This is a genomic window from Spirosoma utsteinense (assembly GCF_014282275.1).
Lineage (GTDB): Bacteria > Bacteroidota > Bacteroidia > Cytophagales > Spirosomataceae > Spirosoma > Spirosoma utsteinense.
Genome location: NZ_VFIA01000007.1, coordinates 170800 through 186809, shown reverse-complemented (window position 1 = coordinate 186809; position 16010 = coordinate 170800). Strand labels below are relative to the sequence as shown.

The 16010-nt window shown below is 51.2% G+C and carries 7 protein-coding genes; all 7 read left to right on the top strand.

The window, feature by feature from the left end; genetic code table 11:
• The 7 genes from FH603_RS07810 to FH603_RS07780 all read left to right on the top strand — a co-directional run bounded on the left by FH603_RS07810 (position 1) and on the right by FH603_RS07780 (position 16002).
• The gene (locus tag FH603_RS07810; protein ID WP_186736902.1) at positions 1-3477 is read left to right on the top strand and encodes a SusC/RagA family TonB-linked outer membrane protein; all 3477 of its coding nucleotides are present in this window, start codon (positions 1-3) and stop codon (positions 3475-3477) included.
• Between the two features lie 46 nt (positions 3478-3523).
• On the top strand, positions 3524-5047 hold the full coding sequence (locus FH603_RS07805) for a RagB/SusD family nutrient uptake outer membrane protein (protein ID WP_186736901.1): 1524 nt from the start codon (positions 3524-3526) through the stop codon (positions 5045-5047).
• A gap of 85 nt (positions 5048-5132) precedes the next feature.
• Complete coding sequence (locus tag FH603_RS07800; protein ID WP_186736900.1) at positions 5133-8663, top strand: VCBS repeat-containing protein; 3531 nt, start codon at positions 5133-5135, stop codon at positions 8661-8663.
• A gap of 86 nt (positions 8664-8749) precedes the next feature.
• Complete coding sequence (locus tag FH603_RS07795) at positions 8750-11215, top strand: glycoside hydrolase family 95 protein (protein WP_186736899.1); 2466 nt, start codon at positions 8750-8752, stop codon at positions 11213-11215.
• A gap of 159 nt (positions 11216-11374) precedes the next feature.
• Complete coding sequence (locus FH603_RS07790) at positions 11375-11677, top strand: GIY-YIG nuclease family protein (RefSeq protein WP_186736898.1); 303 nt, start codon at positions 11375-11377, stop codon at positions 11675-11677.
• A 200-nt stretch (positions 11678-11877) separates the two neighbouring features.
• On the top strand, positions 11878-13560 hold the full coding sequence (locus FH603_RS07785; protein ID WP_186736897.1) for a glycoside hydrolase family 43 protein: 1683 nt from the start codon (positions 11878-11880) through the stop codon (positions 13558-13560).
• Positions 13561-13719: 159 nt separating this feature from the next.
• Complete coding sequence (locus FH603_RS07780) at positions 13720-16002, top strand: glycoside hydrolase family 127 protein (protein ID WP_208493164.1); 2283 nt, start codon at positions 13720-13722, stop codon at positions 16000-16002.
• Positions 16003-16010: the final 8 nt, after the last annotated feature.

Below are 16010 nucleotides of genomic sequence, written 5' to 3'. Positions count from 1 at the left end.
ATGCATTACATTTTACTTCACCGCAGTGTTTGGGTCAGGATCATGAAAATCACAAGTCTACAACTCTTGTTTGCATTTGCCCTGGTCAACATCAGCTTCGCCTTCGATGGCAGAGCGCAGGATCTTTTAGAGCGACGAATTAGCCTCTCCGCTAAAAATCAGGACGTTGAGTCTGTCTTTAAACGAATTGAAAAACAGGCAAACGTTCAATTCCTGTTCAGCCGGGAAATTATTCAATCGAAGCGGAAAGTCACCTATCAGGCTACTAATGAGCAACTTTCTTTACTGCTGGAGCATATTCTGGCACCCCTCAGCTTAAAATATGAGGTTGTTGGTCAGCAGATTCTGATAAAAAGAGAAGCCGTTCCGGTTACTCTCCCCCAGCAAAATTCAACGACTCAGCGTAGCAACGAGGCAGCGCAGGACGTACAACTTACGGGTCAGGTCACGGGCGACAATGGGGAGGGTTTGCCGGGCGTAAACATCCAGATAAAGTCGACGAACCGAGGGACGACTACAGACGTGAATGGTAATTATAAATTGACTGTTCCGGAAGGTTCAGGTACTACGCTGGTTTTTTCCTTTATCGGCTATGGCACCAAAGAAGTGGCTGTAGGTAATCAGTCTGCGATTAATGTTACCCTTATTGCCGACAATAAGACGCTCAATGAAGTGGTCGTAGTCGGCTATGGAACGCAGCGAAAAACGTCACTGACCGGTGCCATCGCTTCGGTTTCCGACAAAGAGATTGGCGTATTACCTGTTTCCAACATATCACAATCGCTACAGGGCCGGGCTGCCGGGGTAACCGTAACCAACAATGGTGCGCCGGGCGAAGCGCCCATTATCCGAATTCGGGGCGTTGGTACGGTAAACAATGCCAACCCGCTGTATGTCGTGGATGGCGTTCCCGTTGGCGACGGGTCCAATGTTGATCCAAAAGACGTTCAGTCGATTGAAGTATTGAAGGACGCCAGTGCTGCCGCCATTTACGGCTCTCGTGCCGCAAACGGGGTTATTCTTATTACGACCAAACGCTCGAACTCGAAGAAACTGAGCGTTACTATCGATTCCTATGTCGGGGTACAAACGGCATGGAGAAAGTTGCCGCTTCTGAACCGGGATCAATACATCGCCTACGGAACGGATCTGCTGAATAATGGAGATATCTACAATGGTAAACCAGCCGGAACGAGTATACCACCTCGCTGGCAAACCGGCTTAGACCAACCTATTTATACGGGCGCTACCCAGACTTTCCGGCAGACCGACACCGACTGGCAGGATGAGATGTTCCGGAACGCGACCATTCAGCAACACAGACTTGAGCTTTCGGGTGGGAATGATGTGTCAAAATTTTATCTCTCCGGCGGCTTCTTCAGCCAGGATGGGATCATGCTTGGCACGGATTATAAGCGGGGTAATATCCGGCTCAACTCGGACCACAAGCTCGGGAAGCGGGTTACGCTGGGGCAAACCCTGTATCTGGCCTATGACAGCCGGCGCATTGAGCAAAATGGTGGTTCGATCGGTACGCAGATCCGGAATATTATCAATACAATACCGTACCTGCCTGTTTATAACCCCAACAACCTGGGCGGATTTGAAGGGTCGAAAAACGTAGATGGGACCGACCCATCGAACCCCGTGCGCAATGTCCTCCTGAACAGCAATACGACACAATCCAATACGGTTTTCAGTACGTTTTACGTAGATGTAGAAATACTGACTGGTTTAAAATATCGCTTTCAGGGTGGCATCAACATCTACAACTCTATTGGCCGTACCGTTAATCCCAGTTACGATAGCGGACCGGGTGGATTTGCCTCGCTCAGTTATGCAAGTATTTCGCAGGACAGAGGACAGTCAGTTGCGCCAATCTACACAAACCAGTTAAGCTATATTAAGGACTTTGGCAAACACACCATCAATGCAACGGCCGTAGCGGAGAAACAAACGTCGGTATTTTCAAATATCAACTTAGGTGGTAATAATACGATCACCAACGCGATTATCGAGCCCACTAACTTAACGAGCCCCCGCATTGGTGCCGGACGCGCAGAATCAGCTATTCTGTCCTACGTTGGTCGCCTTAACTACGAGTATTCGGGTAAATACCTGCTTGGTTTATCGTTTCGTCGCGATGGTTCGTCCAAGTACGCGCCCGGTAAAAAGTGGGGCAACTTTCCGGCGGCTTCGGCGGGCTGGAGAATCAGTGAAGAGAGATTCATGAAAAATATCCCGGCGATCACCGAGCTGAAATTGCGCGGAAGCTACGGCCTGGTGGGTAATAACAATATTGGTGACTACGGTTATCAGGCGACCTTGTCGAGCGACCCTTATTACGAGTTCGATAAGACGACATCCATTGAAAGCCAGGGCTATACGATCCGAAAACTGGCCAACCGGGATCTGAAGTGGGAAAGTGTGGCCATGACCAACGTAGGTATCGATGCTACCCTGTTGAATGGCAAGTTCTCCGTATCGGTTGATTATTTCAATAACCTGACGCGTGACATGGTCCTTAACCGGCCTATTCCACCCTCCATGGGCTACGATGAGGCACCACTAGCCAACGTGGGTTCCGTTCAAAACCGGGGAATTGAATTACAGGCCGGGTACCAATCGAACAAAGGTGCTTTGACCTGGCAGTTGAATGGAAACATCAGCGCCGTTCGCAACAAAGTAATCTCGTTGGGCGACGTGGGGAACACTATTTTTGGTGGCGACTGGTACGGGGATAACATCACCAAGACCGAAGTAGGGCAACCTATTGGTTATTTCTACGGCTACAAAACCAACGGTATCTTCCAGAATCAGGGTGAAGTAGATTCCTGGAAAGCACAATATACCGACGTAGTAGCCGATAAAAATTCGCCCCTGCCCGGTGATATCCGATATACCGATGTAAACGGTGACGGTAAAGTTGATCCGAGTGACAAAGTCAAAATCGGTCAATTCCTCCCCAAGTTTACCTACGGAACGAATTTCACGGCCAAGTGGAAAGGGGTGGATCTTACGCTGTTTATTCAGGGCGTACAGGGCAACCAGATCTACAGCACTGTAAAATATAATCTGGAAGGGATGACCCGGTTGTTCAACGCGGGTACGGCAGTATTAGACCGCTGGGTGAGGGAAGGCCAGGTTACGGACGTACCGCGGGCGGTGGCCGGCGACCCGAATCATAACGCCCGGGCTTCCAATCGCTTCGTTGAGAGTGGCTCCTACATTCGGATGAAGAATCTAACAGTAGGCTATGCGCTGCCTGCAAACTGGCTCGCTCCGCTGGGGACTTCGTTCATAACCAGAGCCCGTGTGTATGTATCTACTACCAATCTGCTAACGATAACCGGTTACAAGAGTGGTTACGACCCGGAGATTGGCTCGTTCGGTGGCTCGTCGCTGACCAATGGCATCGACTACGGGCAGTTCCCGCAGGCAAGAACGATTATGGCCGGACTCCAGATAGGATTCTAGCCGCCAGAAACCCGACTACTGATTTTCAGACAATTCTCGAAAAGACATGAAACGACACGCTATAAAATTCTTTGTGATCAGCACGCTTACGTTTGCTTTTTCCTGCAACAGCAACATTCTGGATAAAGTGAACCCCACCCAATTATCTACGGAGACCTACTTTAAGACGGGAACCGAACTGGTTACGGGCGTTAATGCGGTTTACGCTGGCTGGCAGGGGTTAAACCTGTATGCCCGTGAATATTTCTTTGTCCACGACCTGCGGGGCGATGATATGCAGCCGGGAGGGTCGCAACTCGAAATTCAGCGGGCCCAATTGATCAACGGAAATCAGGACGCTTCCAATCAGGTAGCCAACGATGTCTGGCAGGGGTTATACCGGGTAATTCACCGGGCCAATGTGGTGATCAGTTTTGCACCGGGGGTGACACAAGGCATTACCGAAGAGTTGCGGAACCGGGTTGTAGGCGAAGCCAAATTTCATAGGGCCTGGTGCTACTATGAACTGGCATCACTCTGGGGTGGCGTTCCCTTATACCAAGCATATGCTACCTCTCCGGAAGAAAGCCAGCCCAGAGCCACTGAAGATCAGGTATATGAACTTGTTATCAATGATCTGAAAGATGCCGTTGCCGGTTTGCCGCTGAAGTCAGCTTATTCAGACACGGATATCGGGCGCGTGTCGAAGGGAGCCGCCCAGGCCATGCTGGCACGGGTTTACATGCAGCGGGGCAACTATGCCGCAGCAAAAGAACAACTGGCCGCCCTGATTGCCTCCAACCAATATAAACTGACGGACGCTTATGCCGACAATTTCAGGGAGGAAAATGAATTTAACACCGAATCGGTTTGGGAAATATCCTTCACGGAAGCGTTTGGTGGGTTGAACTGGAGTGGAGATGGCAACGGAATAAACGGAGAAGTTACCATCCGTGGGCAGGAATACGGCCCTAATGCCTGGCGGAACCTGATACCATCGAGTAGCTTACTGGCTGAATTTGAAACGCAGAAAGCGGGTGATGCCAAAGACGACTCGCGTTTTAAGGATTCTTTTTATCAGGTGGGCGATGTGTTTAACAATGGCCGTGATACCCTTAAAGACGTACAGGGGGCTAATCCTAAAATCAGCTGGAAGAAATACCAGAAAATCTACAAGGCTACATCAGAGAACTCACAGTCGGGAATCAATTTCAGGGTTATCCGGTATGCTGAAGTGCTGCTCATGATGGCTGAGTGTGAAAACGAAGTTGGCTCCCCGGCTACTGCCGTTTCATACATCAATCAGGTCCGTGATCGCAAAAGCGTGGCGCTGCCCCATTATCCAACCGCCAAATTTCCGGCATCGACCAAAGCGCAGGTCTTTGACGCTATCGTACACGAGAAGCGGGTTGAACTGGGTGGCGAACAGATTCGTAACCTCGATATTCTGCGCTGGCGAAAACAGAATAAGCTGGCGAAAGAACCAATCACTTATTTCCAGAAAGGAAAACACGAGTTGTTGCCCATTCCCCAAAACGAGATCAACAACAACTCAAAAATCGATCAGAAAGATCAGAATCCCGGCTATTAGCCCGTTCAGGTTCGTATCCCCGCCGAGCGGTCGGCGGGGATATTACGTTGTGTAGAGTGTTACGGTTGTTCATACCCGGTTTACCATGCGAGTAGCGCGTTTAGTGATCTTTTTCCTTATCAGTATCTATGGAGCAAGCGCCTGCCAGTTTGGTAAAAAACCCGTATTCACGCTGGTAAACTCAGCTAACTCGCACGTAACGTTTGCGAATAGGATTACGACAACGGACAGCTTCAATGTCCTGAGTTTCGAATACATCTATAATGGCGGGGGCGTTGGTATTGGCGATGTGAATAACGACGGGCTACCGGATATTTTCTTTACGGGCAATATGGTCTCGTCGAGGTTATTTCTCAATAAGGGCAATTTGACTTTTCAGGACATCACGATACCGGCTAAAGTAGGGACGACCGCCTGGTGTACGGGTGTGTCGATGGTCGATATCAATCAGGATGGATGGCTCGATATCTATATCTCCACCGTCCACCCCAATAAAAATAAATCAGCGCCAAATCTGCTCTACCTCAATCATGGCTTGAACGCAGCGGGCATTCCAACGTTTAGCGAAGAAGCCGGAAAAGTAGGCCTGGCCGATTCAAGTTATTCAACACAGGCTACCTTTTTCGACTACGACCTGGATGGTGATCTGGATATGTATCTGGTTACCAACGCCCTGGAAGATTACAGCAGAAATACGGCCGTTGGTCAGAAACGTGATGGTACGGGCCGCAGTGTCGATAAGTTGTTTCGCAACGATGGTTTGCAAAACAACGCGCTGCCCCGGTTTACCGATGTTTCCCGGCAGGCAGGCATCCAGTCCGAAGGGTGGGGGCTGGGTGTCGTTACGAACGATATTAACCGGGATGGCTACCCCGATCTGTACATTACCAACGATTTTCTGTCGAACGATCTACTGTACATTAACAACCAGGATGGCACGTTCACCAACAAAATTGCTTCGGCTCTGAAGCATCAGGAACATAACGGAATGGGTGTCGATATGGCCGATCTGAATAACGATGGCCTGAACGACATTGTCGCCGTTGACATGCTGCCGGATGATAATCTGAGGCAGAAATCGATGTTTTCCGATATCAACTACGACCAGTTCCAGACCGCCCTCAACAGGGATTACCAACCCCAGTATGTACGGAATACCCTTCAGTTGAACAACGGAGCCGCCGGCAAGGGATTACCAACGTTCAGTGATATCGGGCAGTTGGCCGGCATCGACGCTACCGACTGGAGCTGGAGCCCACTCCTGGCTGATTTCGACAATGACGGCAATCGGGATATTCTGATAACAAATGGCTACCCGAAGGACGTAACCAACCTCGATTTCAGCATCTACTCGAAAGATGCGTCGATGTTCGGGACAACGAAGTCGAAGCTTCGAACCATGATCGAAGCGGTTAACCAGTTAACCGCTGTCGACAAGCCTGATTTCCTATTTCAAAACAAAGGCAACCTGGTCTTTGCTAATGTAGCGGCTGACTGGGGGCTTACCCAGCACGCGGTTAGTAATGGTGCTGCCTATGCCGATCTGGATAATGATGGGGATCTGGATCTGGTGATGAATTCCATCGACAGCGAAGCCCTGCTCTACGAGAACCACATAGAGGATGCCGGCCAAAAATCGACGGCAAATTACCTTCGATTAAAACTCGTTGGGCAGAAGGGAAATCCGGCAGGGCTCGGGGCCAAGATAACCATCTGGACGAACGGACAGCAACAGTACGCCGAGCAGGTTATCCAGCGGGGCTATACGTCCACGGTTGAATCTTCAGTCCACTTTGGGTTGGGAAAACAAGCCAACGTAGACTCTCTGACGATAACCTGGCCTGGTCAAAAAGTGGAGAAGCTGACAAACGTAAAGGCCAATCAGACGCTCAAGCTTTATGAACAGCATGCCCGACTTGACACGTCCCGGCAGTCTGCACAGCAGCCCGCGCTATTTAACGTATTGGAAAATAGTGGTATCCCGCCCTATAAACAGACAGAACTTGACTTCGTCGATTTTAAATGGACCAGTCTGCTTCCCCGGAAATACGCCCAGTCGGGGCCGGGCATCGCTGTGGGCGACGTGAACGGCGATGGACTCGACGATTTCATTCTGAGCGGTTCGGCGGGTAATCCGGCGTCATTATTTTATCAGCGACCTGACCAGACCTTTGCCCTGGCTCATTTACCCGCCAAGCAGGCCGAAGACATGGGCATGCTTTTGTTCGATGCCGATAATGACGGTGACCAGGACCTCTATTGTGTCAGTGGAAGCAGTGAGTTTGGCACCGACGAGAAAGCGTACCAGAACCGGTTCTATCGAAATGCGGGCAAGGGGATTTTTCAGCTGGACACAAACGCGTTACCGGTCGTGTCGGCCAGTGGTAGCTGCGTCGTCGCGAATGACTTTGACAAAGACGGGGACTTGGATCTGTTTATCGGCGGGCGCATTATTCCCGGATCGTATCCGATGGCACCCGCCAGTTACCTGCTCAAAAACGACGGGAAAGGGCATTTTGCCGATGTTACGGATCAGCTCGCCCCCGCACTTCGGCGGGCGGGTATGGTTACGAGTGCGCTGTGGAGCGATTACAATAACGATGGATGGGTAGACCTGGTCGTTGTGGGTGAGTTTATGCCGATCACCTTTTATAAAAATAGTCAGGGCAAATCGCTGGGTAAGGAAACGGTTGTGCTCAACAATTCGGTAGGCTGGTGGAACTCAGTGGTTGGTGGCGATTTTGATAACGATGGTGATATTGACTACGTAGCCGGCAATTTGGGGCTTAACTCCCGGTACCGGGCATCGCCGGAGCAGCCGGTTTGCCTGTATGCCAAGGACTTCGACAACAACGGCCGTATCGACCCCATTCTGTGCCGCTTTATTCAGGGAAAAGAATACCCTACCCATCCCCGGGAAACGTTTAGCACGCAGATGGTGAGTATGCGTCGGCGATTCCTGCATTATAGCGATTACGGAAATGCTACGCTTACCGACCTTATTACGCCCGACCAACTCAACGGCGCGCTGATTTTTAAGGCCACCAATATGGCTTCATCCTATATTCAGAATAATGGAAAGGGGCAATTTGTAGTGAAACAACTGCCTGTCGACGCGCAGTTTTCTCCTTTACTCGGCATGCTTGTAGACGATGTTAACAGCGATGGAAATCTTGATCTGGTGGGTGTTGGTAATGAGTACGGGACAGAAACCCTGACGGGATGGTATGATGCGGGCGTAGGTACCTGCCTGCTGGGCAACGGTAGCGGCCAGTTTTCGGCTGTAAAATCGGGGAAAAGCGGTTTTCTGGTTGACAAGGATGCCAAGGCACTGGCCGAGTTAAGGCTTGCCAGGGGACAAACGCTGTATGTTGCCACGCAGAATAAGGATAGTTTACGCCTGCTCACGAAGTCCACTAAAGATGTAGGTTCGTTGTTTAAGCCACGTAGTTCCGATGCATTTGTAATGACTATACTTCCCAATGGAAAAAAGCGGAAAACGGAATTCTACTGGGGGAGTAGCTATCTCTCGCAATCATCTCGTACGATAACGCTCAATGGCGACAGAAAAAAAAGTTCGATCTCGGACGTTCAGGGCCACCGTCGTCTATTATAACTGTTATGCCAATAGTCGGGATCAATAATTTGGAATTAAGTTGCTGCCTGACAGTGCGTTTTGTGCTGAATTAGACCTTCTAGCTGATGAGACAACTTATTTGTCTGTTTTTATTGGGTGTATCGACCGCTGGCTTTTCGCAAACGAGGTCACCGCTGACACTCTGGTACAACACACCGTCGGGTCAGACCTGGGAAAATGCCCTGCCCGTTGGTAATGGCCGGTTAGGCGCTATGGTGTATGGTAACGTACCCAACGAAATCATACAACTCAACGAAAATACCGTCTGGAGTGGCGGGCCAAACCGGAATGACAACCCCGACGCGCTGGCGGCTTTGCCCGAAGTCAGAAAGCTGATCTTCGATGGTAAGCAGAAAGAAGCGGAGAACCTGGCCAATAAAGCCATGATCACCAAAAAATCGCACGGGCAAATGTACCAGCCGGTTGGCAACCTGAACCTGATTTTCGACGGGCACGAAAACTACACCAACTACTACCGGGAGCTTGATATTGAGCGGGCCGTTGCCAAAACATCGTATACCGTCGATGGCGTGACCTACACCCGTGAGGTGCTGGCATCGTTTCCCGATCAGGTAATTGTTATTCAGTTAACAGCCAGTAAACCGGGCCGATTATCCTTTTCCGCTTCCTATTCCACCCAACATCTCAAACCCGTCATTAAAACGGCATCGACCAATGAACTGACCATCGCTGCCTCAACGTCGGATCATGAAGGCGTAAAAAGCCTGGTCCGGTTTAAAGGCATTACCCGCATCAAAACGCAGGGCGGCAGTGTCTCGGCCAGCGACACCGCGCTGAGCGTACGGGGGGCGAATTCGGCCACCATCTACCTGTCTATTGCCACCAACTTTGTCAACTACAACGATGTCAGCGCCGACGAAAATGCGCGGGCGGCAACGTACCTGAACAAGGCGTATCCGAAAGCGTACGCGGCTATGTTGCCCGCACACATTGCTGCCTACCAGAAGTACTTCAACCGGGTAAAGCTCGATCTGGGTTCTAACGAGGCCGCCAACCTGCCGATAAACGAGCGACTGAAAAATTTCCGGTCGGTCAATGATCCGCAGTTGGTGACGCTTTATTACCAGTATGGCCGCTATCTGCTGATTTCGTCCTCGCAACCCAATGGCCAACCCGCCAACTTGCAGGGTATCTGGAACAACAAAATGCGGGCACCCTGGGACAGTAAATACACGATCAACATCAACGCCCAGATGAATTACTGGCCGGCCGAAAAAACCAATCTGGCCGAGTTGCACGAGCCCTTTCTGCATATGGTTCGCGACATGTCGGAAACCGGTCAGGAGACGGCGCGGGTCATGTACGGGGCACGTGGCTGGATGGCCCACCACAACACCGATATCTGGCGGGCAACCGGCGCTGTCGATGGTGCGTTGTGGGGTATGTGGGTGGCCGGTGGCGGCTGGACCAGTCAGCACCTGTGGGAGCATTACCAATACAGTGGCGACAAGACGTACCTGGCGTCGGTGTACCCGATTCTGAAAGGAGCCGCCCTGTTTTACACCGATTACCTGGTTGAGCACCCCAAATATCACTGGCTGGTTGTCACGCCGGGTACGTCCCCCGAGAATGCGCCTGCTGCGCATAGCGGCTCGTCGCTGGATGGGGGTACCACGATGGATAACCAGATCGCGTTCGATGTATTCACAACCACGATTCGAGCGGCTGAAGTCCTGAAAAAAGATGCTGCTTTTGTCGATACGCTGAAGCAGATGCGCAGCAAACTTCCCCCCATGCACATTGGTCAGCATGGGCAGTTGCAGGAATGGCTGGAAGACATCGACGACCCGAACGACAAACACCGGCACATTTCGCATTTGTACGGCCTATTCCCGTCGAATCAGCTTTCGCCCTACCGCACGCCCGGCCTGTACAATGCGGCCAAAACCTCCCTTGTTCACCGGGGCGATGTATCGACCGGCTGGAGTATGGGCTGGAAAGTAAACTGGTGGGCGCGTTTGCAGGACGGCAACCACGCGTATTCGCTTATTCAGAATCAACTGACGCCCTTGGGCGCCAACAGAGAAGCGGGTGGTGGCGGCACGTACAACAACCTCTTTGATGCACACCCACCGTTTCAGATCGACGGTAATTTTGGCTGTACCTCCGGTATCACCGAAATGCTCATGCAAAGTGCAGATGGTGCCATCCACCTGTTGCCTGCCCTACCCGATGTATGGCCTACCGGCAGTATCAGCGGTATCCGAGCAATCGGTGGCTTCGAGGTCGTGCGTATGGAGTGGAAAGGAGGGAAGCTATCGACCGTTGTCATTAAGTCGAACCTGGGCGGGAACCTACGGGTACGGACGCCGAACGCCCTGACCATCAGCAAGGGAGCCAAGCCGACGGTGGCGTCCGGCCCGAATTCGAACCCGTTTTACCAGATCGAACCAACGCCAGCGCCGATTGTGTCGGAAAAGGCAACAGCGGCAGTACCTGTGTTGAAAGAAACGATGCTTTACGACCTGCCTACGCAAGCCGGTAAACTATATACGCTGGTCGCTCAGTAACGTTATTTTGTTTTTTGTCATCCCGAGGAACGAGGGATCTTCGGACGCAGGCACTTTTGGCTACTAGCGGAGATCCCTCATTCTTCGGGATGACAAAAACAGAATGACAAAAAGCAAGGTAAAAAAAGAGAAATCAAAAAAGCCTAAAAATGTAGTGTTATGCCTGACTATGCCTTTTACGTCTATATCGTAACCAACCCCGAAAAAACGGCGCTGTACACGGGTATGACGAACGATTTAGTCAGAAGGCTACAAGAACACTATGAGTCGCGGGGGCAACCAGAGAAATTTGCGGGTAAGTATTACTGTCACCGGCTGATTTATTGGGAGCATCACCAGTACGTTCGCAACGCGATCTCTCGCGAAAAGGAAATAAAGGGTTGGCGGAGGGAAAAGAAAGTGGAATTGATCAATTCAATAAATCCCGAATGGCGCTTTTTAAACGATGAAATTCAGGCATGAAAAGAAGGTTTGTTACCGGGTTTTGTTTTTGTCATCCGCTGGTTTTGTCATCCCGAGGAACGAGGGATCTTCGGTAGTAGGCATTTTTTAGCATTTACCGAAGATCCCTCGTTCCTCGGGATGACAAAACCAGCGGATGACAAAAACAAAACCCGGCTACAAAAACACAGGATGACAAAAAGTGAAAAGTATAACATCTTATGAAAAAACGAATTGCCTCTTTTGCCTTTGGCCTGTGCTGTTTTGCACTGAGCCATTCCCTATTCGCCCAAACCACGCTGGTAAACCCAATCCTGACGGGCTTTTACCCCGACCCGAGCATTGTGCGGGTGGGAACGGATTACTATTTGGTCAACTCCACGTTTTCGTATTTCCCCGGCATTCCGGTTCTGCACAGCAAAGACCTGAAAAACTGGAAGCAGATCGGCAATGTGATCGACCGCCCCTCGCAGATGGATTTTATGGGCGAGCGCCTGACGCGTGGCCTCTTCGCGCCAGCTATCCACTACTACAAAGGCCTGTTCTACGTTACCTGCACCGACATAGACCACGACGGCAACTTCATCGCCACCGCCAAGAATCCGGCCGGGCCGTGGAGCAACCCGGTCAGAGTGCCGCAGGTCAAAGGCATTGACCCGTCGCTCTATTTCGACGAAGCGACGGATAAGGCATACATCATTTATAACAGCGACGCCCCCGATCGGAAGCCCTTGTACTCGGGCCACCGGACCATTCAGATTTACGAGCTTGATTACAAAACCCTGAAAGTGGTTGGTGAACAAAAACAGCTCGTCAACGGTGGAGTCGATCTATCGAAAAAGCCCGTCTGGATTGAGGCTCCGCACATCATGAAGGTGAAAGATTGGTATTACCTCTATGCAGCCGAAGGCGGTACATCCATGAATCACACGGAGGTCGTTTTCCGGTCGAAATCGGTGTTGGGGCCTTTTGTCCCGTACGAAAACAACCCGATTTTAACCCAGCGTGGATTGCCCGCCGACAGGAAAGACCCAATTACGTCGGCCGGTCACGCCCAGTTTATCGAAGGCCCCGACGGGAAATGGTATGCGATTTTCCTGGCTGTTCGGCCGTATGAAGGTGACTACTACAATACAGGCCGCGAGACCTTCATTGCGCCCGTCACCTGGAAAGACGAGTGGCCCATTGTGGACCCCGACAATAAGGTGATTCCTTATACGTACCCAGCCGCCTGGAAGGAAGTGAAACAAAAAGATGCGTTGCCGCAGTCGGGCAATTTTGCCTATACCCTCCGCTTCGACAAACAGCTCGACCCGTCGTTTCTGTTCATGCGCACCGTGGATAGCAGTTCGTTCTCCCTGTCGAAAAAAGCGGGGTTGACCATGAAATTGAAGCCAGAAACCGTTATGGACCTGAGCAACCCCTCGTTCATCGGGAAACGGCAACAACACCTGTACAGCAGCGCCGAAACTGAACTGACCTTTGCCCCTAAATCGGAGAAGGAGAAAGCGGGGCTTATCATTTTTCAGGACGAAAGCCATTTTTATTACCTGTGCCAATCGATGTCGCAGGGCAAACGTGTGCTGCAACTCCACAAAGGGAAGCCTCGGGAAAAGGCCATGGAGTTGCTGACGGAAGTGCCGTTGACGTCGAAAGCCGGTAAAGTGGGGCTACGGATTTCGTCTCAGGGCGGCACGTACAGTTTTTCGTATGCCGACGACGCTAAAAACTGGAAACTGCTGAAAGACAATGTAGACGCCAAATTCCTGAGTACGAAAGAAGCCGGCGGTTTCATCGGTTGTCTCTACGGCATGTACGCCACCTCATCAGGCGAGCCAACTACAAATTCGGCTTCGTTTGAGTACCTGACATACAAAGGCGACGACCCAATGTATAAGAAGTAAACGGAGCACATTTTTGTCATCTTGTGTTTTTGTCATCCCGAGGAACGAGGGATCTTCGGGAGCAAACATTTTTTAGCACTTAGCGAAGATCCCTCGTTCCTCGGGATGACAAAAAGCAGGATGACAAACCCTCAGTACAAAAAACAAACAACGTTACCATTGAAAACGAACCTATTCCATATCGCTTTTCTGCTCTTAACCAGCCTGTCTGCGTTGGCGCAGATGCAGCCGTTTGCCTTGCAAGAGGTGAAGCTGACGGGCGGGCCGTTCAAGAACGCGCAGGATGTTGACCTGAAATATATCCTGGCCCTTGACCCGGATAAACTGCTGGCTCCGTACCTGATCGATGCCGGACTGCCCCTGAAAGCCCAGCGCTATGGCAACTGGGAAAGCTCGGGTCTGGATGGTCATATTGGCGGGCACTACCTGTCGGCGCTGGCGATGATGTATGCCTCGACCGGTGAACCCGAACTGAAGAAACGGCTCGACTACATGGTGGCTGAGCTGGCTCGTTGTCAGGCGAAAAATGGCAACGGGTACGTTGGGGGTATTCCGCAGGGGCAGTTGTTCTGGAAGCGGATTCACAAAGGCGATATCGACGGCAGCAGCTTCGGACTGAACAATACGTGGGTGCCGCTCTACAACATTCACAAGCTATTTGCGGGCTTGCGCGACGCCTATGAATACGCCGGTAATCAACAAGCAAAGCAGGTGTTGGTTAGCTTGGGCGACTGGTTCGTCGAGCTGATCAAACCCCTGTCCGACGAGCAGATTCAGCAGGTGTTACGCACCGAACATGGCGGCATCAACGAGACTTTCGCCGATCTGTACATCCTGACCAGGGACAAAAAATACCTCGAAACGGCACAACGGATTTCACACCGGGCTATCCTGAATCCACTGCTGGCAAAAGAGGATAAGCTAACGGGCCTTCACGCCAACACGCAGATTCCGAAGGTGATCGGGTTTGAAAAAATCGCCACTTTGACGGGCAAAGCCGACTGGTCGGAGGCCGCGCTGTATTTCTGGCAAAACGTGTCACAGACCCGGAGCGTGGCGTTTGGTGGGAACAGCGTTCGGGAGCATTTTAACCCGACTACGGATTTTAGTCAGGTGCTTCGATCGAATCAGGGCCCGGAGACGTGTAACTCGTTCAACATGCTTCGGCTGAGTAAAGCGCTGTTTCTGGATAAGAACGACGTCAGCTTTGTTGATTTCTACGAACGAACGCTCTACAACCATATCCTGTCGAGCCAGCATCCCGAGAAAGGCGGGTTCGTGTACTTCACACCCATCCGGCCCAACCATTACCGGGTCTATTCGCAGCCCGAAACCAGCATGTGGTGCTGCGTGGGGTCGGGTCTGGAAAACCACACCAAATATGGCGAACTGATTTATAGCCATTCGGCCAACGACCTGTTTATCAACCTGTTCATTCCATCAACGGTGAACTGGGCGGCCAGAAAGATTAAGCTTACCCAGCGTACCGAATTTCCGTATCAGAATCAGTCTGAATTACTCGTAGAAACAGCAAAACCACAGGAATTTTCTTTACAAATACGGTATCCGAAATGGGCCGAAAATCTGGAGGTGCTGGTCAACGGAAAAGCGCAACCTGTTGACGGCAAACCAGCGAGTTACGTAGCCATTTCACGAAAGTGGAAGTCGGGCGATAAAGTGACAATTCGCTTTACGACCACCACCCGCCTGGAACAACTACCCGATGGGTCCAACTGGTCTGCGTTCGTCAATGGCCCTATTGTGCTGGCCGCAAAAACGTCGACGAAAGATCTGACCGGGCTTTTTGCCGATGATAGCCGGATGGGTCACGAAACAAAAGGCAAGCTGTACCCGCTCACCAACGCCTACGCGCTTGTGGGTGATCCGGCAACGTACCTGGCGCAACTCAAACCCGAATCCCGGCTGCGTTTCGCCCTGGACACGCTGACGTTGCAACCGTTTTACGAGGTGCACGATGCTCGCTACCAGATGTACTTCCCGACGTTTACCAAAGCCGCGTTTGCCGAGCAGCAGACTCACCTGAAACAGCAGGAAGCGGAGGCTCTAACCCTGGAAGCCAACACGGTCGACAAGGTGAATTGTGGGGAACAGCAGCCCGAAGTCGATCATCAGTACACCGGTGAAAAGAGCGATTCCGGCTATGACGAAGAGCGATTCTGGCGACGAACCCGTTCGTATATAGCCTACCAATTACAGAACAAAGGGCTAACAGGTAGATACGTTGATATCACCGCTTTAGACGATATCAAGCCAGAGAATGTGAGCTTTTTGATTAATGAAAAACCCGCCGAAATCCTTGTCAATCAGAGGAAAACGATCCGTTTAAAAGCGGACAGTAACGAGGTGGTCACGTTGAAAATCGTGGCCCAAAATGGGAAGAGCTCACCTCGCATAAACCAAATCAGAATTTTAACGAAATAACGAACAAT

What these genes read in the sequence shown, in the direction of transcription:
- FH603_RS07810 (WP_186736902.1), top strand. Translation starts at nt 1, where the DNA reads ATGCATTACATTTTACTTCACCGCAGTGTTTGGGTCAGGATCATGAAA.
- FH603_RS07805 (WP_186736901.1), top strand. Translation starts at nt 3,524, where the DNA reads ATGAAACGACACGCTATAAAATTCTTTGTGATCAGCACGCTTACGTTT.
- FH603_RS07800 (WP_186736900.1), top strand. Translation starts at nt 5,133, where the DNA reads ATGCGAGTAGCGCGTTTAGTGATCTTTTTCCTTATCAGTATCTATGGA.
- FH603_RS07795 (WP_186736899.1), top strand. Translation starts at nt 8,750, where the DNA reads ATGAGACAACTTATTTGTCTGTTTTTATTGGGTGTATCGACCGCTGGC.
- FH603_RS07790 (WP_186736898.1), top strand. Translation starts at nt 11,375, where the DNA reads ATGCCTGACTATGCCTTTTACGTCTATATCGTAACCAACCCCGAAAAA.
- FH603_RS07785 (WP_186736897.1), top strand. Translation starts at nt 11,878, where the DNA reads ATGAAAAAACGAATTGCCTCTTTTGCCTTTGGCCTGTGCTGTTTTGCA.